The organism is Telmatospirillum sp. J64-1 (assembly GCF_006980715.1).
GTDB lineage: Bacteria > Pseudomonadota > Alphaproteobacteria > Rhodospirillales > Magnetospirillaceae > Oleiliquidispirillum > Oleiliquidispirillum nitrogeniifigens.
On sequence record NZ_SBHN01000002.1, the window covers coordinates 66,602 to 88,405 of the forward strand.

The 21,804-nt window shown below is 64.2% G+C and carries 22 protein-coding genes and 1 tRNA gene; 21 read left to right on the forward strand and 2 right to left on the reverse strand.

Translation table 11 applies throughout. From position 1 onward, the window contains the following. Positions 1–25: 25 nt before the first annotated feature. Positions 26–1,675 carry an acyl-CoA synthetase gene (locus tag EPD66_RS02575; protein WP_142846917.1) on the forward strand — a complete coding sequence of 550 codons (1,650 nt, stop codon included), beginning with the start codon at positions 26–28 and terminating at the stop codon, positions 1,673–1,675. Positions 1,676–1,753: 78 nt separating this feature from the next. Here EPD66_RS02575 and EPD66_RS02580 read toward each other — a convergent pair whose 3' ends face one another. After that, the gene (locus tag EPD66_RS02580) at positions 1,754–2,215 is read right to left on the reverse strand and encodes an outer membrane protein assembly factor BamE (protein ID WP_142846918.1); all 462 of its coding nucleotides are present in this window, start codon (positions 2,213–2,215) and stop codon (positions 1,754–1,756) included. Positions 2,216–2,369: 154 nt separating this feature from the next. Here EPD66_RS02580 and EPD66_RS02585 point away from each other — a divergent pair, with 154 nt between their 5' ends. From EPD66_RS02585 to cutA, 10 genes are all read left to right on the forward strand, one after another. Beyond that, on the forward strand, positions 2,370–2,957 hold the full coding sequence (locus EPD66_RS02585) for a ubiquinol-cytochrome C chaperone family protein (RefSeq protein ID WP_142846919.1): 588 nt from the start codon (positions 2,370–2,372) through the stop codon (positions 2,955–2,957). Then, positions 2,954–3,502 carry a DUF177 domain-containing protein gene (locus EPD66_RS02590; protein ID WP_142846920.1) on the forward strand — a complete coding sequence of 183 codons (549 nt, stop codon included), beginning with the start codon at positions 2,954–2,956 and terminating at the stop codon, positions 3,500–3,502. Before EPD66_RS02585 ends, EPD66_RS02590 begins: the two co-directional genes overlap by 4 nt. 84 nt (positions 3,503–3,586) lie before the next feature. Continuing rightward, complete coding sequence (rpmF, locus tag EPD66_RS02595; RefSeq protein WP_142846921.1) at positions 3,587–3,781, forward strand: 50S ribosomal protein L32; 195 nt, start codon at positions 3,587–3,589, stop codon at positions 3,779–3,781. A gap of 30 nt (positions 3,782–3,811) precedes the next feature. Beyond that, complete coding sequence (gene plsX, locus EPD66_RS02600; RefSeq protein ID WP_142846922.1) at positions 3,812–4,858, forward strand: phosphate acyltransferase PlsX; 1,047 nt, start codon at positions 3,812–3,814, stop codon at positions 4,856–4,858. 29 nt (positions 4,859–4,887) lie between these two features. Then, positions 4,888–5,859, forward strand: a complete 972-nt coding sequence (locus tag EPD66_RS02605) for a beta-ketoacyl-ACP synthase III (protein WP_142846923.1) — start codon at positions 4,888–4,890, stop codon at positions 5,857–5,859. A 122-nt stretch (positions 5,860–5,981) separates the two neighbouring features. Continuing rightward, the gene (locus tag EPD66_RS02610) at positions 5,982–6,299 is read left to right on the forward strand and encodes an integration host factor subunit alpha (protein WP_142846924.1); all 318 of its coding nucleotides are present in this window, start codon (positions 5,982–5,984) and stop codon (positions 6,297–6,299) included. Between the two features lie 2 nt (positions 6,300–6,301). Then, positions 6,302–6,889 (forward strand): MerR family transcriptional regulator, encoded by a 588-nt coding sequence (locus tag EPD66_RS02615; protein ID WP_142847124.1) that lies wholly within the window; start codon positions 6,302–6,304, stop codon positions 6,887–6,889. Positions 6,890–6,942: 53 nt separating this feature from the next. Then, positions 6,943–7,019, forward strand: a tRNA-Pro gene (locus EPD66_RS02620). 429 nt (positions 7,020–7,448) lie between these two features. Then, positions 7,449–8,498: a hypothetical protein gene (locus EPD66_RS02625; RefSeq protein WP_142846925.1), complete on the forward strand. Its 1,050-nt coding sequence runs from the start codon at positions 7,449–7,451 to the stop codon at positions 8,496–8,498. A 207-nt stretch (positions 8,499–8,705) separates the two neighbouring features. Then, positions 8,706–9,032 (forward strand): divalent-cation tolerance protein CutA, encoded by a 327-nt coding sequence (gene cutA / locus EPD66_RS02630; protein WP_142846926.1) that lies wholly within the window; start codon positions 8,706–8,708, stop codon positions 9,030–9,032. Here cutA and EPD66_RS02635 read toward each other — a convergent pair. Then, positions 9,029–10,180, reverse strand: coding sequence for a bifunctional 2-C-methyl-D-erythritol 4-phosphate cytidylyltransferase/2-C-methyl-D-erythritol 2,4-cyclodiphosphate synthase (locus EPD66_RS02635; protein WP_142846927.1), 1,152 nt, complete (start codon positions 10,178–10,180; stop codon positions 9,029–9,031). The genes cutA and EPD66_RS02635 overlap by 4 nt on opposite strands. A gap of 137 nt (positions 10,181–10,317) precedes the next feature. Between EPD66_RS02635 and ccsA the strand changes: the two genes are divergently transcribed. From ccsA to hfq, 10 genes are all read left to right on the forward strand, one after another. Further along, on the forward strand, positions 10,318–11,118 hold the full coding sequence (gene ccsA, locus EPD66_RS02640; RefSeq protein WP_142846928.1) for a cytochrome c biogenesis protein CcsA: 801 nt from the start codon (positions 10,318–10,320) through the stop codon (positions 11,116–11,118). Positions 11,119–11,212: 94 nt separating this feature from the next. Continuing rightward, positions 11,213–12,199, forward strand: a complete 987-nt coding sequence (dusB, locus tag EPD66_RS02645) for a tRNA dihydrouridine synthase DusB (RefSeq protein ID WP_142846929.1) — start codon at positions 11,213–11,215, stop codon at positions 12,197–12,199. Between the two features lie 6 nt (positions 12,200–12,205). Next, positions 12,206–13,324, forward strand: a complete 1,119-nt coding sequence (locus tag EPD66_RS02650; protein ID WP_142846930.1) for a nitrogen regulation protein NR(II) — start codon at positions 12,206–12,208, stop codon at positions 13,322–13,324. Next, positions 13,324–14,766: a nitrogen regulation protein NR(I) gene (gene ntrC, locus EPD66_RS02655; RefSeq protein WP_142846931.1), complete on the forward strand. Its 1,443-nt coding sequence runs from the start codon at positions 13,324–13,326 to the stop codon at positions 14,764–14,766. The genes EPD66_RS02650 and ntrC overlap by 1 nt, the downstream gene beginning before the upstream one ends. 6 nt (positions 14,767–14,772) lie before the next feature. Continuing rightward, positions 14,773–17,028 carry a PAS domain-containing sensor histidine kinase gene (locus EPD66_RS02660; RefSeq protein WP_255448345.1) on the forward strand — a complete coding sequence of 752 codons (2,256 nt, stop codon included), beginning with the start codon at positions 14,773–14,775 and terminating at the stop codon, positions 17,026–17,028. Next, a complete protein-coding gene (locus EPD66_RS02665) occupies positions 17,018–18,415 on the forward strand; it encodes a sigma-54 dependent transcriptional regulator (protein ID WP_142846932.1) in 1,398 nt (465 codons plus the stop codon). The genes EPD66_RS02660 and EPD66_RS02665 overlap by 11 nt, the downstream gene beginning before the upstream one ends. A 133-nt stretch (positions 18,416–18,548) precedes the next feature. Continuing rightward, positions 18,549–19,925, forward strand: coding sequence for a Trk system potassium transporter TrkA (trkA, locus tag EPD66_RS02670; protein WP_142846933.1), 1,377 nt, complete (start codon positions 18,549–18,551; stop codon positions 19,923–19,925). Between the two features lie 8 nt (positions 19,926–19,933). Continuing rightward, a complete protein-coding gene (locus tag EPD66_RS02675; protein ID WP_142846934.1) occupies positions 19,934–20,788 on the forward strand; it encodes a D-amino-acid transaminase in 855 nt (284 codons plus the stop codon). 8 nt (positions 20,789–20,796) lie between these two features. Continuing rightward, complete coding sequence (locus tag EPD66_RS02680) at positions 20,797–21,465, forward strand: HAD family hydrolase (RefSeq protein WP_142846935.1); 669 nt, start codon at positions 20,797–20,799, stop codon at positions 21,463–21,465. Positions 21,466–21,539: 74 nt separating this feature from the next. Further along, on the forward strand, positions 21,540–21,788 hold the full coding sequence (gene hfq / locus EPD66_RS02685) for an RNA chaperone Hfq (protein ID WP_142846936.1): 249 nt from the start codon (positions 21,540–21,542) through the stop codon (positions 21,786–21,788). The last annotated feature ends 16 nt before the right edge of the window (positions 21,789–21,804 follow it).

Sequence of the window (21,804 nt, forward strand, 5' to 3'; positions counted from 1 at the left end):
GAAAAAGCCAATGTGGGAGAGAAACATGGGCGTGTCGCAAGTCGCCACAAACCCTTACGAGATGCTCGACAAGAATGAGGCGAATTACCAGCCGCTGACGCCGCTGACCTATATCGAGCGGGCTGCTTCGGTCTTTCCGGACCGCTTGGCCGTCTTGCATGGCGACGAACGCTATACCTGGAAACAGACCTACGAGCGCTGCCGCCGCTTGGCCTCGGCCCTGGCGAAGCGCGGCATCGGCAAGGGCGACACCGTCGCTATCCTGGCGCCCAACGTGCCCGCCCATTTCGAGGCCCATTTCGGCATTCCCATGACCGGCGGCGTGATCAACGCCATCAATATCCGCCTGGACGCCGAATCCGTGGCTTTCATCCTGCAGCATGGCGAAGCCAAGGTCCTGATCACCGACCGGGAATTCTCCGACGTGGTCAAGAAGGCCCTGCATTTGCTGCCCAAGCGGCCGCTGGTGATCGACATCGACGATCCCCAGGCGCGCGACGGCGAATTGCTGGGCGAGATGACCTACGAGCAATTCCTGGAAACCGGCGATCCCGACTATGCCTGGACGCGGCCCGAGGATGAATGGCAAGCCATCGCGCTGAACTATACCTCGGGCACCACCGGCAATCCCAAGGGCGTGGTCTATCATCACCGGGGCGCCGCCCTGAATGCGGTGGGCAACGTGGTGACCTGGGGCATGGGCCATCATCCGGTCTATCTGTGGACCCTGCCCATGTTCCACTGCAACGGCTGGTGCTTCCCCTGGACCATCACCGCCATGGCCGGTACCCATGTCTGCCTGCGGCGCGTCGAGGCGGGGCGGATCTTCGAATTGATCCATTCGACTGGCGTGACCCATATGTGCGGTGCGCCGATCGTGTTGAACATGCTGATCAACGCCAAGCCGGACGAGAAGAAGCTGCCGCTGCCCCAGACCGTGAACGTCATGACCGCCGGGGCCGCGCCGCCCGCCGCGGTGCTCGACAATATCGAAAAGATGGGCTTCAAGGTGGTGCATGTTTACGGCCTGACCGAAACCTATGGTCCCGCCGCCGTCTGTGCCTGGCATGACGAGTGGAACGAGTTGCCGCGCGAGGAACAGGCTATCCTGAAGGCCCGTCAGGGCGTGCGTTACACCTTGCAGGACGGGCTGATGGTCGCCGATGCCCTGACCCTGGCGCCGGTGCCCGCCGACGGCAAGACCATCGGCGAGGTGTTCTTCCGCGGCAATATCGTGATGAAGGGCTATCTCAAGAATCCGACCGCCACCAGCGAGGCCTTCGCCGGCGGCTGGTTCCATACCGGCGATCTGGGCGTGATGCATCCCAACGGCTATATCGAGCTGAAGGATCGTTCCAAGGACATCATCATCTCGGGCGGCGAGAACATCTCGACCATCGAGGTCGAGGGCGTGCTTTACCAGCATCCGGCGGTGCTGGAGGCGGCCGTGGTGGCCCGCCCCGACGAGAAATGGGGCGAGACCCCTTGTGCCTTCATCACCTTGAAGGAAGGCCACAAGGTCAGCGAGGCGGACATCATCGCCTTCTGCCGCAGCCATCTGGCCCATTTCAAATGTCCGCGGACGGTGGTGTTCAGCGATCTGCCGAAGACCTCGACCGGCAAGATCCAGAAATTCGTCCTGCGCGACCGCGCGCGCGCCCTCAACGAGGAATAGGGCAGGGCGGCATCAAGGAAAAGGGGCCGGAGCATTGCGCTCCGGCCCCTCTTTCTGTTTCTCGCGGGGAAAGGATTTTCAGCGGCCGGTGCCCGGCTCGCTGCTGCCCTCGAACCGTCCCACATTGCCCAGAAGCTGCTGCAGAATGGTGATGTCCTGACCAGCGGTATGGGTCTCGCGGCCGACCAGCCTGACCTCGCGGCCGTCATCCAGGCCGTAGGTGCGGACGTCGCTGACGATGCCGTTCTCGTTGAAGTCGATCGCCACGACCTGGCGTTCGAGTTCCTTTTCGCCGAAGGGCTCGCGCAGGACCTTGCTGGTAATGTAGTACCAGGTCTCGTCGCCGAAGGCCGAGCGGCTGGAGGGCGATCCCAGCATGTCGGCGATATCGTCCCGGTTGAGCCGCCCGGGCTGCACCAGGGCCAGCTGATCCGGATCGGGCAAGGCGCCGCGCGTCTCGATGGTCGGGCTGCAGGCGCCGAGGGTCGCCGCCATGGTGACGGCGAGCAGGAGAGGGCGGAAAACCATGTGTCTGCTCATGCGGAGAAAACTTCCAGCGCTGTCACGCGGGTCGGCGGGTTGACGAATGACCGGCCTCGCGCAGATAGTGGGCCCAACATGCAACCCGCGTGAACCCCTTGTCAACGCCTGCGCAGTGCCGATGCCTGCAATAGGCCCTGGTAGCAGAAACGAGATGCCCTTTTTTCGCCTGTTCAAACGGCCCCGCTTTGAAAACGAGGCCCATGATCTTTATGCCAGCCTGGTCGGCCAGTCGCGCCTTCCCATCTTCTATACCGAATATGGCGTGGAAGACACCGTGGACGGCCGCTTCGACCTGCTCGCCATCCACGCTTTCCTGGTGATGCGCCGCCTCAAGATCGCGGCCGCGGCAGGGACTCCCGATGCGGCGGACTTGTCTCAGGCCCTCTTCGATCTCATGTTTGCGGATATGGACGTCAACCTGCGCGAAATGGGCGTGGGGGATATGGGTGTCAGTACCCGCGTCAAGAAAATGGCCCAGGCATTCTATGGCCGCGTCGCCGCCTATGAAGCCGGGCTGGAGAGCGAGATCACGGAAGAAGACGGCGACAGCCTGCAAAAGGCTCTGCGGCGCAATCTCTACCGCAAGATGGACGTGACCGATGATGCCGTGGCGGCCATGGCCGCCTATATGCGTCGGCAGGACAAGTTTCTGGCCGGTCAAACGGCCGAAGACCTGATGGCGGGGCGCGTGACCTTCACGGCGCCCGAAGCCGTGGAAGGAGGAGGCAACCAGGCATGACGGGGCCGAACGAAATCCAGCCGGAATTCTCCCGCCCGGTGGCGGCCGAGCGGCTGCCCGCCTCCGGGACCGTCGTGGAACTGGAGGCCAACGAGGAAGAGCGCGCCGCTCTTGCCCGCCGCTTCGATCTGCTGAGCCTGGACAGCCTGACGGCGACTATCAGCCTCAAGCCCATGGGCGGAAGCTCGCTCCTGCGCCTGCGCGGCACCTTCCGGGCCGAGGTGGTCCAGGCTTGCGTCGTGACCCTCGAGCCGGTGCCGTCCACCATCGAGGACGAATTCGAAATGACCTTCGCGCCGGAACAGCAGGAGGAGAGGGGCGACATCGAAGTCTTCGTCGATGCCGAAGATCCGCCGGACCCCATCGTCAACGGCAAGATCGACATCGGCGAGGCCGTGGCCGAGCACCTTTCCCTGGCGCTCGATCCGTTCCCCCGGGCCCCCGGCGCGGAATTTCCTGAAACCGCCGAACAGGCAGGCGAGGAGGTCGAAGAAAAGCGAAATCCATTCGCCGCACTCGAGGCGTTACGAAAAAAAGAACGTTAAGCAAGGCATTCGGCTTGCCCCCGCGAACATTTTTCGATAATAAACCTGCCTTTCCGAATTTGCCCCGCAACGGGAGTTGGTAAAATGGCCGTCCCTAAGAAGAAAACCTCGAAGTCCCGCCGTAACATGCGTCGTGCTCATGACGCGCTGCCGGCCTCGTCCTACCAAGAGTGCAAGAATTGCGGTGAAATGACCCGCCCGCATCACGTCTGCGGTTCTTGCGGTCATTATGATGGCCGTGAGGTCGTTTCCTCCGAAACGGTCGAAGCTGCTGCGTAACGGTCGGGTTCAAGCCGCGAAGGTGACACCTTGACCGGACGCTTGACCATTTCCGTCGATGCCATGGGGGGCGATCACGCCCCCGTCGTGGTTGTCGAGGGATTGAAGATCGCACGCACGCGGTTCCCGCAGGCGAGATTCCTGTTGTTCGGCGATGAGGCCAAGCTGCGGGAACTCGTTGGCGCGGATCCGGCCTTGGCGGAGGTCTGCACCATTCGACACGCCGAAGAGGTGGTGAAGAATGATGCCAAGCCGGGTCAGGTGCTGCGGACCGGGCGCAAGTCCAGCATGTGGGCCGCCATCGATGCCGTTGCCAGCGGCGAAGCCGCTGCGGTGGTTTCGGCGGGCAATACCGGCGCGCTGATGGCGGTGTCGAAATTTGTGCTGCGCACCTTGCCCGGCATCGACCGTCCCGCCATCGCCGGATTCTTCCCCACCTTGCGCGGCGAGAGCGTCATGCTCGACCTCGGCGCCAATGTGGAATGCAGTGCCGCCAATCTGGTCGAATTCGCCGTGATGGGCGAGGTCTTCGCCAGGGCCCTGCTGGGTGTCGAGCAGCCGACTATCGGCATCCTCAATATCGGCTCGGAAGACATCAAGGGTAATGACGCCGTCCGTGCGGCAGCCAATATCCTGCGGACGAGTTCGCTGCCGATCAAGTTCCACGGTTTCGTGGAAGGCAACGATATCGGCCTGGGTACGGTGGATGTCATCGTCACCGACGGCTTCACCGGCAATGTCGCGCTGAAGACCGCCGAGGGGACCGCGAAGCTCTATACCAGCTTCCTGCGCGATGCGTTCGGCAGCTCGCTGGTGGCCAAGATGGGCTATCTTCTCGCTAAGTCGGCCCTCAGCAAGGTCAGGATGCGCACGGACCCGCGCCGCTACAACGGTGCCATGTTCCTGGGCCTCAACGGTATCGCCGTCAAAAGCCATGGCGGCACCGATGCGGTCGGTTTCGCGAATGCCCTGGGCGCGGCCATCGATCTGGTCGCCAACGACTACATCCAGCGCATTCGTCATGATTTTGCCGCGCTGAAGGCGCAGGATACTGCCCAACAAGTCGCCAACGGGTGATCTTCACCCCGTCCTCTATCGGATAAAGAATGCTCAGATCCCAGATCGTCGGTTGCGGCGCTTATTTGCCCGAGCGGGTCCTGACCAATGCCGAAATGGCCGAGATCGTGGATACCTCCGACGAATGGATCGTCGAGCGAACCGGAATCCGGCAGCGTCATATCGCGGCTGAGGGCGAGAGCACTTCCGATCTCGCCTTCGCCGCCGCCGAACGGGCCTTGGAAGCGGCCTGCATGAAAGGGTCGGACATCGACCTGATCATCGTCGCCACGGCCACGCCCGACAACACCTTCCCCGCCACCGCGACCAAGGTCCAGGCCCGCCTGGGCATGACCCGGGGCACGGCTTTCGACGTTCAGGCCGTCTGCTCGGGCTTCGTCTACGCCCTGACGGTGGCCGACAACTTCCTGAAGCTCGGTCAGGCCCGCACCGCCCTGGTAATCGGTGCCGAGACCTTCTCGCGCATCCTCGACTGGAAGGACCGCACCACCTGCGTCCTGTTCGGTGACGGCGCCGGTGCCGTGGTGCTGCGCGCGAGCGCGGGGGCAGGCACGACGGCCGATCGCGGCATCCTCTCGACCCACCTGCATTCCGACGGCCGTCACTACGAGATGCTCTATGTCGATGGCGGGCCGTCCACGACCGGCCAGGCCGGTCATCTGCGCATGGAGGGACGCGAAGTCTTCCGCCATGCCGTGGTCAATCTGGCCAGCGTCATCAACGAGGCCCTGGAGGCCAACAACCTGGCCGCCAAGGACATCGACTGGATGGTGCCGCACCAGGCCAACCGCCGCATCATCGAGGGCACGGCGCGCAAGCTCGGCCTGCCGCTCGACCGCATGGTGGTGACGGTCGACCGCCATGCCAACACCTCGGCCGCCAGCATTCCCCTCGCGCTGGCCGAGGCCGTCGCGGATGGCCGGATCCGTCCCGGCCAGCTGGTGCTGATGGAAGCCATGGGCGGCGGTTTCACCTGGGGCTCCTGCCTCGTCCGCATGTAGTCCGGACGCGGCGGAAGCTGAGTTTCCGCTGCAAGGTGTGTCAACATCCCTTTGATATTGACGGTTTTCTACGTTTGGCGTAGGGTCTGGCAGGAATGTCGGAAACCTGTGGATTGGACGACATGGCAGAGAAAACCATCACCCGCGCCCAGTTGAGCGAAGCCGTCTACCAAGAGGTCGGACTGTCGCGTAACGAATCGGCTGATCTGCTGGAACTCGTGCTGGACGAAATCTCCGACGCGCTGGAGCGTGGAGAGACGGTCAAGATCTCGTCCTTCGGCAGCTTTTCGGTCCGCGAAAAGGGCCAGCGTGTCGGACGCAATCCCAAGACCGGCGAGGAAGTGCCGATCCTGCCCCGCCGCGTTCTCGTCTTCCGGCCCTCGCAATTGCTCAAGACCCGGATCAACAACGGCCTCGCCAAGGCAGGGAAACCGGCGTGAGCATCCTCACTCCCCAGCAGACCCAGGCGTCCGCTCCCGAAGAAGGGCGGCGCAGCGGCAAGTCCGAAGCCGCCTTCCGCACCATCAGCGAGGTGGCGGAGGAATTGGACGTGCCGCAGCACGTCCTGCGCTTCTGGGAAAGCAAGTTCAGCCAGATCCGTCCGCTGAAGAGGGGAGGGGGGCGCCGCTACTATCGGCCGGAAGACATCCAGCTTCTGCGCCGCATCCGCGAGCTACTCTACGAAGACCGCTATACCATCAAGGGCGTGCAGAAATTGCTGCGCGAGAACGGGGGGAAGGCGCCGCCGAGCACCAAGCCTCGTCTGGCGCCACTCGTCGCCGAGCCGACACCTCCGGCTGCGACCGTCGCCCCGCAGATGCCGCCTCAGCCTGCCGCTCCGCAGCCCGCGCCCATGGAGCCTCAAGCCGAGGCTGCGCCGGCACCGGTTTCTCCGGTAATCGAGCCCGAGCCGCCTGCGCCGCCGCGCCTGAGCGAGAAGAAACGCCAGGCCTTGAACGGTATTTTGGAAGAGTTGCTGGAGCTGAAAAAAATTCTGAAAAAAGTTCAAACTGAGAGTTGCCAAGGGTAGGGCATCTGAGTATATTGCGCCTCCCACACGGAACCAACCCGGTGGGACACGGTCGGAGCGTAGCGCAGCCCGGTAGCGCATCGGTCTGGGGGACCGGGGGTCGTGGGTTCGAATCCCGCCGCTCCGACCATCTTCTCTCAAAAAAGCCGCCCTTCCCGGGCGGCTTTTTTGCTTTGGGCCTTCGGTCATCCGCCGCTTTCGTGTTTGCCGCTTCCAAAAGGCGCGCGACGCCTGCCGCATCCCGCCATCCTTCTGGATGGATTATAATCTGACTCGGCGCCCCAAATTAGGATGAGAGCGGTTTTCCTTGGGCATTCATTCGTCACCTCCGTAAAAGCGGGAGACTTGTGACGTTGCCCTCCGATCCATGGCTTTCCACCAGCGTGGGGAATGACGCAGAAAAGGGACTTCGTCAGCATTCCGCACCGCTTCCGACGCAACCGCCTGTCCATGCCTTGGAAGAGTTTCCTTTCATATGGTTTTCAGCAACCGATCCTCCGATCTGCTTTCCAAGAGGCTTCTGGTTTCCCTGACTCCCCACGGCTATGGGCATGCGGCCATGACGGCGCCCGCGGTCAATTGCCTGCGCGAGCGTCTGCCTGGGCTTCATCTGATCATCCAGACCCAGGTTCCCCGCCCGTTCCTGGAGAGCCGCTTCGAGGGTCCGTTCGACCTAGTCTGCGAGACGCCTGATTTCGGCATGGAGATGCGCTCGGCGATCGGCGTGCTGCCGGAGGAAAGCCATCAGCGCTATCACCGCCTCCATGACCGGCTCGAGCAGGTGATCACGGCGGAGACGGAGCGTCTGCGGGCCCTGGCCCCGGATCTGGTACTGTCCAACATCCCCTATGTGACCATGGAGGCGGCATCGCGCCTGGGCGTGCCGGTGATCGGCCTGTCTTCCCTCAACTGGGCGGACATCTACCGGTCCTATTGCGCCGCCATGCCGGGGGCATCCCGGATTCACCGGGAAATGATGGATTGCTACAGCCGCGCCAAGGTCATCCTGCGCCCGCAACCCGCAATGCCGATGGAGGATTTCCCGCATGCCCGCGCCATCGGCCCCATCGCCCGCGCGGGGCGCCGGAGACGGGACGAGGTCTCGGCGCGCCTGGGACTGGGGCAGGGGGAACGCGCGGCCCTGGTCATCTTCGGCGGCCTGAATATCGCGCTGCCGCTGGAATGCTGGCCGCGGCTGCCGGGCTGGCGCTGGATCATGGCTCCACCACCGCCACCGGGCCGCGACGACATGGTTCCGCTCGAGGCGCTGGAGATGCCCACCACGGATGTCCTGGCCTCCTGCGATGCCCTAATCACCAAGACGGGGTACGGCACCTTCGCCGAGGCGGCGGTGAATGGCGTGCCGACCCTTTTCCTGAAGCGCCCGGACTGGCCCGAGGGGCCGCCGCTGGAAGACTGGCTGATCCGCCATGCACGCGCCCTTCCCCTGGATGTGGAGCAAATGCTGGCGAAGGAATTGGGGGATCACCTCCAGTCCGTGCTGGCCTTGCCGCCGAAGCCGCCAGTAAAGGCCACAGGGATCAGTGAAGCCGCCGATATCATGGAATCCCTTCTGGCAAAAACCTGGCTTCCCGGCTGCCCCACCTGAAAAGGTTAATCCTTTTTCGCGGACAAGCGGCATCGAAATCGGCTTGGCTTTGACTATCTATTCGTAGACGGCGCAGATCAGCCTTTGGCAACTGCCTCGTCTCCTCTTCTTGAGGTAGCCTTCCTCAACCCGAGACTTAGGCGGGCGATTCGTCGCCCGCCTTTTTTTCGTCTAAAAAGGACCTGATCTACTTCAGGAGGACGGAAAATGGCTGCTTTTCTGCTTTACGTTACGGCATCGTCACGCGAGGAGGCTCTGCGCCTGGGGCGAGCCCTGGTCGAGGAACGACTAGCGGCCTGCGTCAATGTGCTCGACGGCATGACCTCGATCTATCATTGGCAAGGGAAGGTCGAGGAGGGCAGCGAGGCGGTCCTGATCCTGAAGACCCGCGAGGAACTGGTAGCGAAAGCCACCGACCGCCTGCGCGATCTGCACAGCTACGATTGCCCCTGCGTCCTCGCCTTGCCTGTCAGCCAAGGTAATCCCGGTTTCCTCGCCTGGATCGAGAGCGAAACCGCCACCTCGTTGCCTTAGCGAGGCAGCTGGACCAGCGCCATGGCCTGGGCGGCAATGCCTTCGCGCCGCCCGGTAAAGCCCAGCCCCTCGGTGGTCGTCGCCTTCACCCCCACGCGTTCCTGGCCGATATCGAGGATGCGGGCGAGATTGGCCGCCATGGCCGGGCGATAGGGACCGATGCGCGGGCGCTCGCAGATGATGGTCAGGTCGATATTGACGATGCGCCCGCCCAAGGCCCGCACCAGACTGGCGGCATGGGCCAGGAACAGTTCGGAGGCCGCACCGCGCCAGCGCGGGTCCGAAGGCGGGAAGTGATGGCCGATATCCCCTGCCGCGATGGCGCCCAGCAGGGCGTCCGTCACGGCATGCATGGCGACATCGGCATCGGAATGGCCTTCCAGCGCCTTGTCATGGGGCACGGCGATGCCGCACAGCGTGACGCTGTCGCCCTCGGTGAAGGCATGGACGTCGAACCCGCTGCCGATGCGCGTCTCGCCGGGACCTGCGAAAGCACGAGCAGCGCGGGCAAGATCGCTTTCAGTGGTGATCTTGACATTGTCCTCGCTGCCCGGGACGAGGGCGATCGCCAGCCCGGCCTGCTCGGCCACGGCGGCATCGTCGGTCAGTTCGTAGCCGGCGCAGGAACGATGGGCAGACAGGATGTCCTGATAGCGGAAGCCCTGGGGCGTCTGGGCGCGCCAGAGTCCGCTGCGGTCCTGGGTGGCGGCTACCATACCGCTCGCTTCCCGCTTCAAGGTATCGACCACGGGCACCGCCGGCACGGCGCCGGGATGGTTGCCCAGCGCGCCGATCACGCGCGAGACGGTACCGGCATCGAGGAAGGGGCGGGCGCCGTCATGGATTAGCACCAGGTCGGGCCGCATCTCCGCCAAGCTTTCCAGGCCCAGCCGGACGGAATCCTGGCGGGTTTCGCCGCCCGCGACCGGCTCGGCCAGCCCCAGACCGGCCGCCGCCATTTCATAGAGGGGGCGGTCGTCGGGATGGATCACGCAGCGCACCGCCGAGACCTGGGGATGCGCGGACAGAAGGGCCAGGGAATGGCGCAGCACCGGCCGTCCGCCTAGATCGCGATATTGCTTGGGCAGATCGCCCCCGAACCGGCGCCCGCGTCCTGCCGCCACCACCAAAGCCACGCACCGGGCCATGCTGCATTCCTTTCCCAGAGATTTAAGCGATTCCATTGGTCCCGGGCGCCACGGTAATCGCGCCTCAGGCCCTTGCCAAGGGGCCAACCGAAAGTGCGACTCTTTCCGAGTCTGAAAAGGATGCTATAGTCTGCCCCATGCTGACTTCGACCATGCTCAATCTGGCCGCCCTGGCTTCGCTGGTGCCGGCCGCCCTTGTCCCGATGCGCCGCGACGGGCAGCGCGACGGCCTGTTCTGGGCCGTCATCGCCCTTGCCGTCGCGGGACCCGCCCTGTGGATCGTCACCCAACTCGGCGATAGCTGGCGCACCGGCTTGACGGCCGCTCTGTGGATCAGCATCGCCGTCAGCATCGCCCTGTTCGCGGCTGTGTCCGCGACGGTGCGCGATGCCTGGCGTCTGGCGCCGCTGCTACTGCCCTATCTATTGGTGCTCGGCGTGCTGGCCTCGATCTTCGACCGGGCCGAAGGACGCCCCTTGGCGGAAACCGCGCCGCTGGGCTGGCTTGAAATCCATATCGGCGTCTCGGTCGTCGCCTATGGCCTGGTGACCATGGCGGCCGTCGCGGCCCTGGCGGCCTTCCTGCAGGAAAGGGCGCTGAAGACCAAGCGGCCCACTGGGCTGACCCGCATGCTGCCTTCGGTCCTGGACAGCGAGGCCCTGTCCTCCAAGATGCTGTTCCTGGCCTGGGTGGTCATGGGCTTTGGCGTCGCTACCGGCATGGCGACCCAGTATTTCGAGACGGCCGAGATCCTGCGCTTCGATCACAAGACCCTGCTGTCGCTCTTCGCCTTCGCGGTGATCGGCGGCTTGCTGGCTGCACAAAGACTGACCGGAGTGCGCGGGCGTTTGGCAGCCCGCTTCATGCTGCTGGCCTATCTGCTGCTGACACTCGCCTTCCCTGGCGTTAAATTCGTCACCGGCGTGCTGATAGGCTAGGCATTCCGTCGCCGCTGCCCAAGCGAACATCAATTTTCCCATTGCCTCCAGCATCATTGCATAATAATTATGCAGGTGAGGAGATCGTAATCACATGAGCATTCAGATCGGCCCCGTCACGTTGGACAACAACGTCATCCTTGCCCCCATGTCCGGTGTCACGGACATGCCGTTCCGCCGCTTGGTCAAGCGCTGCGGGGCGGGGCTCGTGGTGTCGGAGATGATCGCCAGCCAGGCGATGATCCGTGCCAACCGCCAGACCATGAAGATGGCCAGCAATTGCGCCGAGGAACATCCCATGTCGGTGCAGCTGGCCGGCTGCGAACCCGAGGTGATGGCCGAGGCCGCCCGCCTCAACCAGGACCGGGGCGCCGCCATCATCGACATCAACATGGGCTGCCCGGTCAAGAAGGTGGTCAAGGGCGATGCGGGCTCGGCGCTGATGCGGGACGAGATCCTGGCCGGACGCATCCTTGAGGCGGTGGTCAAGGCGGTCGACCTGCCGGTGACCCTGAAGATGCGCATGGGCTGGGACCACAAGAGCCTTAATGCCCCCAATCTGGCGCGCATCGCCCAGGAATGCGGTATCAAGATGGTCACCGTCCATGGCCGCACCCGGCAGATGTTCTATACCGGCACCGCCGATTGGCAGTTCGTGCGCGGCGTCAAGGAAGCCGTCTCCATTCCGGTCGTGGTCAATGGCGACATCTGCACGGTCGAGGATGCGGCCGAGGCCCTGCGGCAATCGGGTGCCGATGGCGTGATGGTGGGACGGGGCGCCTATGGCCGCCCGTGGTTCCTGGCGCAGGTGGCGCATTACCTGAAGACCGGCGAGAAGATCGAGGATCCGGACCTCGAAACCCAGCGCGACATGCTGCTGGAGCATTTCGAGTCGATGCTCGAGCATTACGGCAGCGATACCGGCATGCGCATGGCCCGCAAGCATGTGGCCTGGTACAGCCGGGGCCTGCGCGGCTCCACCGAATTCCGGGCCGCGGTCAACAAATGCACGGATGTGGACTCGGTGCGCCACCTGGTTCATGACTTCTATACCCCGCTTCTCGAACGCGAGGCTGCCTGAGGCATCATGGCGAAGAAACTGGCTCTCCTACGTCGCAAGCCGTCAGCACCAAACATTGAATCTTCGGCCATTCTCAATGCCTTGGCCTCGGCAGTGATCGTGGTGGATGAAGAAGGGGTCATCCATTACGTCAATTCCGGAGCGGAACATCTCTTCGAATCCAGCGCCGCCCATCTCTGCGGCATGGCGCTGAGCGACCTGCTGCCCCATGACAGCCCGATCTTCTCGCTGGTGCTGCAGTCCCTGACCTCCGAATCCATGGTTTCGGAATACGGCATCACCCTGGACACGCCGCGCACCGGCCATCGCGTCATCAATGTGCAGGTCTCGACCCTGCCCGAAGTTCCGGGCTGGGTCGTCATCGCCATCAACGAGCAATCCATCGCGCTGAAGATCGGCCAGCAGCTTTCCAGCCGCAACGCCGCCCGCTCCGTCACCGGCATGGCCGCCGTGCTGGCTCACGAGATCAAGAATCCGCTGTCGGGCATTCGTGGCGCGGCGCAGCTTCTGGAACAGAATGCCGAGCCCGAGGACCAGACGCTGACCCGCCTGATCTGCGACGAGGCCGACCGTATCGTCGCCCTGGTGGACCGCATGGAGGTCTTCTCCGACGAGCGTCCGCTCGACCGGGGCCCGGTCAACATCCATCGCGTGCTCGAGCATGTGCGTCGCGTGGCGGAGAACGGTTTCGCCCGCCGCGTCCGTTTCCATGAACATTACGATCCTTCGCTGCCGGCGGTGCTGGGCAACCGCGACCAGTTGGTCCAGGTCTTCCTGAACCTGATCAAGAATGCCGCCGAGGCGGTGCCCGAGGACGGAGGAGAGATCGTCCTGTCCACCGCCTATCAGCATGGCGTCCGCCTGGCGGTGCCGGGCAGCGACATGCGCGTGCATCTGCCGCTGCTGGTTTCGGTCACGGATAACGGGCCGGGCATTCCCGAGGATCTGCGTCCCCATCTCTTCGATCCCTTCGTCACCACCAAGGCGTCGGGGACCGGGCTGGGGCTGGCACTGGTCGCGAAGATCGTCGGCGATCACGGGGGGATCATCGAAGTGGACAGCCAACCTCGACGGACCTCCTTCAAAGTGATGCTGCCCATGGTCCAAAACGAGGATAACTACTGATGTCGCCTTCGACTATCCTGGTTGCCGACGATGATCGCGGCATCCGCACCGTCCTTTCCCAAGCCCTGGGCCGCGCCGGCTATGAAGTGCGCAGCACGGGCAATGCCTCGACGCTGTGGCGCTGGGTGGCGGATGGCGAAGGCGATCTGGTCATCACCGACGTGGTGATGCCCGACGAGAACGGCCTCGACCTCATTCCGCGCATCAAGAAGATCCGCCCGGACCTGCGCGTCATCGTCATGAGCGCCCAGAACACCCTGCTGACGGCGGTGAAGGCGACCCAGCGCGGCGCTTTCGAATACATGCCCAAGCCCTTCGACCTGAAGGAACTGGTCGGCGTGGTGCAGCGCGCCCTTTCCTTGCCCAAGGCCAGCGCCAGCGAGCCGGTGAGCCAGGAGGAAGAGGAAAAGCTGCCGCTGATCGGCCGCTCCCCGGCGATGCAGGAAATCTACCGCACCCTGGCGCGCCTGATGGGCACCGACCTGACGGTGATGATCAACGGCGAGTCGGGCACCGGCAAGGAACTGGTCGCCCGCGCCCTGCACAATTACGGCAAGCGGCGCAACGGCCCCTTCGTGGCCGTCAACATGGGCGCCATTCCGCGTGAACTGATCGAGTCCGAGCTGTTCGGCCATGAGAAGGGCGCCTTCACCGGCGCCACGGCGCGCGCCGCCGGCCGCTTCGAGCAGGCCGAGGGCGGCACGCTGTTCCTCGACGAAATCGGCGACATGCCGCCCGAGGCGCAGACCCGCCTGCTGCGCGTGCTGCAGGAAGGGGAATACACCACCGTCGGAGGGCGCACGCCGATCCGCGCCAATGTGCGCATCGTCGCCGCTACCCACCGCGACCTGACCCAGCTGATCCGCCAGGGCCTGTTCCGCGAGGACTTGTTCTATCGCCTGAACGTGGTGCCGATCCGCCTGCCGCCCCTGCGTGAGCGCGTGGAGGACATTCCCGAACTGGCCCGCCACTTCCTGACCCTCGTCACCAACGAGGGCCTGCCGCCCAAGCAATTGGACGGGGTCGCCATGGACCGGCTGAAGCGCCATCGCTGGCCGGGCAATGTGCGCGAACTGGAGAACCTGATGCGGCGCCTGGCGGCCCTCTATTCCCAGGAAGTCCTGGGGATCGAGGTGATCGAGGCCGAATTGTCGGGCACTTCGCCGATGACCGAATCCTCCGGCCCCATCGAGGGCGAAGGGCTGAGCGGAGCAGTCGAGCGCCATCTGCGGGAATATTTCGCCGCCCATGACGACGGCCTGCCGGCGGCGGGCCTCTACGACCGCATCCTGCGCGAGGTGGAACGCCCGCTCATTACCCTGGCGCTCGACGCGACGAAGGGCAACCAGATCAAGGCCGCCCATGTCCTGGGCCTGAACCGCAACACCCTGCGCAAGAAGATCCGCGATCTGGACATACAGGTGGTGCGGGGTTTGAAATAGGTTTCCGTGGTGGTACCCATCGCCAATTCCTCCCTGCGCAGGTTCGTGCATAGCCTAGCGCTGTGGTCCCGGCAGGTAGGATTGGGACGCAAGCTGGCCATCGCCCTGATGGTGGCGGCCATCCTGTCGGGGTTCCTGACCTATGGCGCCTTTGCCGGATGGCTGCCCTATGCCGGTCCGACCGAGGTCCTGATCCTGCTCAACATCGACCTGGTGCTGTTGCTGGCGCTGGGGGCGATCGTGGCGCGGCGCCTTGTGCGTATCTGGGTCTACCGGCGCAGCGGTTCGGCAGGATCGCGGCTGCATGTGCGCCTGGTCTTCCTGTTCAGTCTGGTGGCGGTGACGCCGACCATCCTGATGACCGTCTTCTCGGCGCTGTTCTTCAATTTCGGCCTGCAAACCTGGTTCTCCGAGCGCGTCCGCACGGCACTCGAAGAGAGCAAGGCGGTGGCGGTGGCCTATCTCGAGGAACACCAGCGGGTCATTGTTGGCGACCTGCTGGCCATGGCCAACGACATCAACCGCGAAGGCCCCGAACTTTTCCGCAGCCGCGAGGCGCTGAACCAGATCGTCTCCTCCCAGGCCGCCATCCGCGCCCTGACCGAGGCGGTGGTCTTCGATTCCGAACGCCGGGTCCTGGCGCGGTCGGGCTTCTCCTTCGCCATCGAGATGTCCATCGACACCATTCCCTATTGGGCATTGGAGCGGGCGGCGCGGGGCGATGTGCCGGTCATGACCACCGACACCGAAGACCGCGTGCGCGCCCTGGTCCAGCTGGGGGGGGACCTGTCGCCCATCTATCTCTATGTCGGCCGCTTCATCGATCCCAAGGTGGTCGGCCATGTGGATCGTGCCGCCAGCGCCGTCGCCGAGTTCGAGCGCCTGGAAGGCAACCGGTCGGACATCGAGATCACCTTCACCATGATCTTCGTACTGGTGGCCTTACTGCTGCTGCTGGCGGCGGTCTGGGTCGGCCTCAGCTATGCCACCCAGTTGGCGCGGCCCATTGCCGACCTGATCGATGCCGCCGAGCGGGTGAGGGCGGGCGACCTGGGGGCCCGGGTCGGCGAGACGGCGGCGGACGAACTGGGTTCGCTGGGCCGCGCCTTCAACCGCATGACCCAGCAATTGGACAGCCAGCGACGCGACCTGATCGAGGCCAACAGGGAACTGGATGAACGCCGCCGCTTCACCGAGACGGTGCTGGCCGGTGTTTCCGCCGGCGTCATCGGCCTGGACACCGAGGCACGGGTCCATCTGCCCAACCGTTCGGCGGCGGAATTCCTGGAAATGGAACCCGAAGCCATGACCGGGCTGCCGCTGTCGGAGCTGTTGCCGGAAGCCGCGGAACTGGTGGAAACCGTGATGCGCCGCCCGGACCGGCCCGTCCAGGCGGAACTCCGCATCACCCGCCAGGGCCGGCCGCGCACCCTGCTGGTCCGCCTCGCTTCCGAACGCCTGGGATCGGAAGTCGTGGGCTATGTGGCCACCTTCGACGACATCACCGAACTGCTCTCGGCCCAGCGCAAGGCCGCCTGGGCCGATGTGGCCCGCCGTATCGCCCATGAGATCAAGAATCCGCTGACCCCGATCCAGCTTTCCGCCGAGCGGCTGAAACGTAAATACCTCAAAGAGATACAGAGTGATCCTGAGACATTCGTTACCTGTGCCGACACCATCATCCGCCAAGTGGGCGATATCGGGCGCATGGTCGACGAATTCTCCTCCTTCGCCCGCATGCCCGCTCCGGTGATGAAGCAGGCCGATCTCGGCGATCTGGTGCGCCAGACGGTCTTCCTGACCCGCAACGGCTATCCGGATGTCGCCTTCGAAACCGAACTGCCTGCGGGAAAAGTCGAATTGTCCTGCGATATCAGGTTGATAGGGCAGGCCCTGACCAATCTGCTGAAGAATTCCGTCGAGGCCATCCAGGGGCGCAAGGATGCCGATGCACCGCCCGGTCTGGTGCGGACCAGGCTGGTCGTCGAGAAGGACCATGTGGCGATCCTGGTCGAGGACAACGGTAAGGGGCTGCCCAAGGAAGAGCGCGACCGCCTGACCGAGCCCTATGTCACCACCCGCGCGAAGGGAACCGGCTTGGGCCTTGCCATTGTGAAGAAAATCATGGAAGACCATGGCGGTGGCCTCATTCTTGAAGACATGCCCGAAGGGGGCGCACGGGTCGGACTGATCTTTACCGGACCCGATATGGTTGCAATGACAGCTACGACGGAAGCGGAAGAAGCCAGTCATGGCGCATGACATTCTGATCGTCGATGACGAAGCCGATATTCGGATGCTGATTTCCGGCATCCTGGAGGATGAAGGCTACAGTACCCGGCAAGCCGGCGATGCCGACCAAGCGCTGGAAGCCATCCAGGGACGGCGGCCGAGCCTGGTGATTCTCGACATCTGGCTGCAAGGCAGCCGCCTCGATGGCCTGGGGATCCTGGACGCCATCAAGCGCGACCATCCGCTGGTGCCGGTGGTGATGATCAGCGGCCACGGCACGGTGGAAACCGCCGTCGGCGCCATCAAGCGCGGTGCCTACGACTTCATCGAGAAGCCCTTCGAGTCCGACCGCCTGCTGCTGATCGTCGAACGCGCCATCGAGGCCGCGCGCCTGCGCCGCGAGAACGAGGAATTGAAAAGCCGGGCAGGGGCCGGTGACGAATTGCTTGGGCAAAGCGCGCCGTTGATCCAGGTGCGCCAGGCGCTGGAAAAGGTCGCTCCGACCGGCTCCCGCGTCCTGATCACCGGCCCGGCGGGCAGCGGCAAGGAAGTGGCCGCCCGCATGCTCCATTCCCGCTCGCGCCGCTCCCAGGGACCGCTGGTCGTGCTGAACTGCGCTGCCATGCATCCCGACCGCATGGAGATCGAACTCTTCGGCATGGAAAGCGGCCATGACGCGCCGGACAGCCCGCGCAAGACCGGTACGCTGGAACAGGCCCATGGCGGCACGCTGGTGCTGGACGAAGTGGCCGACATGCCCCTGGAAACGCAGGGCAAGATCGTGCGCGTGCTGCAGGAGCAATCCTTCGAGCGGGTCGGCGGCTCGCGGCGCGTCGAGGTCGATGTGCGCGTCGTCGCCACCACCAACCGCGATCTCCAGGCCGAAATCGCCGCCGGACGCTTCCGCGAGGATCTGTTCTACCGGCTGAACGTGGTGCCGATCCGCATGCCGTCCTTGCGTGAGCGGCGCGAGGACATCCCGTTGCTGGCCCGTCATTTCATGGCCCGCGCCGCCCAGGCCGCGGGCCTGCCCGCCCGGCCTTTGGGCGAGGACGCCCTGGCCGCGCTTCAAGGTTATGAATGGCCGGGCAATGTACGGCAGTTGCGCAATGTCATGGATTGGGTCCTGATCATGGCGCCGGGCGACGCGCGGGAGCCGATCCGCGCCGACATGCTGCCCGCTGAAATCGGCGCCATCACGCCCAATGTCCTGCGCTGGGAGAAGTCGGGAGAAATCATGACCCTGCCGCTGCGCGAGGCCCGCGAGATGTTCGAACGCGAATATCTGCTTGCCCAAGTCACCCGTTTTGGCGGCAATATCTCCCGTACCGCGGCCTTCATCGGGATGGAACGTTCCGCCCTGCACCGCAAGCTGAAGATGCTCGGTGTGGCCGACGAGAAGGTACGGAGCGTCTAGAGCAAGTTTATCCCTTGCGCGAAAGAGCCGCGCTTTGAAGCCCGAGCCCCGCCAGGGGGCCGCCCACTTGCCCGGGAAGAGAGGCGATGGGGGGCGTGTCGAGCGCGGCACGAAACGCTGTTAGGAGCAATTTATGAAGGTGATCGTCTGCGGCGCCGGTCAGGTGGGCTTCAACATCGCCCACTACCTGGCCAGCGAGAACAACGACGTGACCGTGATCGACCAGCGCCCGGAACTGATCCGCAAGATCAGCGATACGCTGGACGTGCAGGCGGTGCTTGGCTATGCCTCCCACCCGACGGTGCTGGAGCAGGCAGGCGCCGGAGACGCCGACATGATCGTCGCCGTGACCCATGCCGACGAAGTGAACATGATCGCCTGCCAAGTGGCCCATTCCCTGTTCAACGTTCCCACCAAGATCGCCCGCGTCCGCAATCAGAGCTACCTCCAGCCGGTCTGGGCCAATCTCTTCTCGCGCGAGAACATGCCGATCGACGTGATCATCTCGCCCGAGATCGAGGTCGCGCGGGCCATCAACAGACGCCTGCAAGTGCCTGGAGCGCTTGAAGTCATTCCGCTCGCCAACGACAAGGTGAGGCTGATCGGCGTGCGCTGTTCCGAGGAATGCCCGCTGATCAACACGCCCTTGCGCCAGTTGACCGTGCTGTTCCCGGACCTGAACATCGTCATCATCGGCATCGTCCGCCAGGGCCGTGCCCTGGTGCCCACCCCCGACGACCAGATGCTATGCGGCGACGAGGTCTATTTCGTCGTCGACACCTCCCATACCGACCGGGCGATGAGCGCCTTCGGCCATGAGGAGCAGGAAGCCCGCCGCGTGCTGATCCTGGGCGGCGGCAATATCGGCCTCTTCCTGGCGCAGCAGCTGGAGGCGACCCATCAGGGCGTCAACGTCAAGGTCATCGAGCTTGAGCGCGAGCGGGCCGAATATGTCGCCAAGACCCTGCATCACACGGTGGTGCTGAATGGCGACGTCCTCGATCCCGAGATCCTGGATGAAGCCAATGTCCGTAAGGTCGAGACGGTCGTCGCCGTCACCAATGACGACGAGACTAACATCCTTTCCGCATTGCTGGCAAAACGCTTCGGCACCAAGCGCGCCATGGCGCTGATCAATAAGAACACCTACAACCCGCTGGTCAGTACGCTGGGCGTGGACGTGGTCATCAGCCCGCGCGCCATCACCGTGTCCACCATCCTCCAGCATGTGCGCCGGGGCCGCATCCATGCTGTCCATTCGCTGCATGAGGGCTTCGGCGAACTGATTGAGGCCGATGCGCTGGAGACCTCGCCGCTGGTGGGCAAGCCGCTGAAGGAGATCAAGCTGCCCAATGGCGTGCTGCTGGGCGCCATCGTCCGTGACGGCCATGTCATCAGCCCGCGCGGCAATACCGTGGTGCAGACCGACGACAGGGTGGTACTCTTCTCCACGGCCGAGGCGGTGAAGAAGGTCGAGAAGATGTTCACGGTCCGGCTGGAATACTTCTAGGAGCCGTCATGTCGCGCATCATCTATGTGAATGGCCGTTACCAGCCCTATGCGGAGGCCAAGGTCCATGTGGAGGACCGGGGCTATCAGTTCGCCGACGGGGTGTACGAGGCCATTGCCGCGGTCAAGGGGCAGTTGGTGGACGAGGAGCGCCATCTCGACCGCCTGGACCGGTCGCTGCGGGAATTGCGCATGGCCCAGCCCATGGAGCGCGCGCCCCTGATGCTGGTGATGCGCGAGGTTATCCGCCGTAACGGCGTGCGGAACGGCTATGTCTATCTGCAGGTCACGCGCGGCGTCGCCCGGCGCGATCATGTTTTCCCGCTTCACGCCCGCCCAGGCCTGGTCATTTTCGCCCGCAGCAAGAAGCCGACGCCGCAGGCCGTTCTGGACCGGGGAATCGCCGTGGTCTCGGTTCCCGATATCCGCTGGAAACGCCGTGATATCAAATCCTTGTCGCTTCTTCCTAATGTCCTGGCAAAACAGGCGGCGAAGGAACAGGGGGCGTTCGAGGCCTGGCTGGTGGACGACGAGGGCTTCGTCACCGAAGGCTCGGCCACCAATGCCTGGATCATCACCGGCGATGGTGAACTCGTTACCCGCGACGCCAGCAATGCCATCCTGAACGGCGTCACCCGCCGGGCCGTGCTGGAGCTTGCCGCCGAGCAGGGGCTGCGTCTGGTCGAGCGCGCCTTCACGCTGGAAGAAGCCAAGGCGGCACGCGAGGCTTTCATCACCAGCACCACCAACCATATCCTGCCGGTCACCCGCCTCGACGGCGGCGCCATCGGCGACGGCAAACCCGGCGAAACCACCAAGCGCCTGCGCGCGCTCTATCTCGACGCCATCGGTCTGGGAGTTTAACGAAATCCATGAAGCAACCGCGTGCCGTGATCTTCGACTGGGACAATACGCTGGTCGATAGCTGGGGCTGCATCCATGAAGCCCTGAACGCGACCATGCTCCATATGGGCCATCCCGAATGGAGCCTGGAAGAGACGCGGGCGCGCGTGGCGCTGTCGCTGCGGGATCATTTCCCCATTCTCTTCGGCGATCGCTGGATGGAAGCGCGCGACGTCTTCTATGCCAGCTTCGCCGCCGTCCATATCGAACGCCTGAAGCCGCTGCCGGGAGCCGCCGAAATGCTGCGCGGCCTGCATGAGGCGGGCCTCTATCTCGCCGTGGTCAGCAACAAGAACGGCGCCTTCCTGCGCCGCGAGGCCGAGCATCTGGGCTGGACGCCCTATTTCGGGCGTCTGGTCGGGGCCACCGATGCCGCCCAGGACAAGCCCAGCGCCGCGCCGGTCTTCATGGCCCTGGAAGGATCGGGCATCGAACCGGGCGAGGATGTGTGGTTCCTCGGCGATGCGGTGGTGGACATGCAATGCGCGCTGGCGACCGGCTGCGTTCCCGTGCTCATGCGCGAGCATCGGCCGGGCGAGGGCGAGTTCGACGCCTATCCTCCCAAGCGTCATGTAATCGGCTGTGGCGAATTTGCCGCCCTTGTGCATGAACTATCGGTTCCCATATCCCCGATTTGATGCTAACGACTTCCGTTCGGGGGCAGGGTAATTCCTGTCCCATTTCCTTGGGGCAATAACAACGGGCAACACCCATGTCGGAAAAATCCCAAAATGTTCAGGACGTCTTCCTGAATTACATCCGCAAGAACAAGACCCCGGTCACGATCTTCCTGGTCAACGGGGTGAAGCTCCAGGGGATCGTCACCTGGTTCGATAATTTCTCCGTCCTGCTGCGCCGGGACGGCCATACCCAGCTCGTCTACAAGCACGCCATTTCCACGGTCATGCCGTCGGCGCCCGTCCAGCTTTTCGACGGCGGTAAAGAAGCCGGCGAAGAATAAGTGGGCGGCGAAGCGG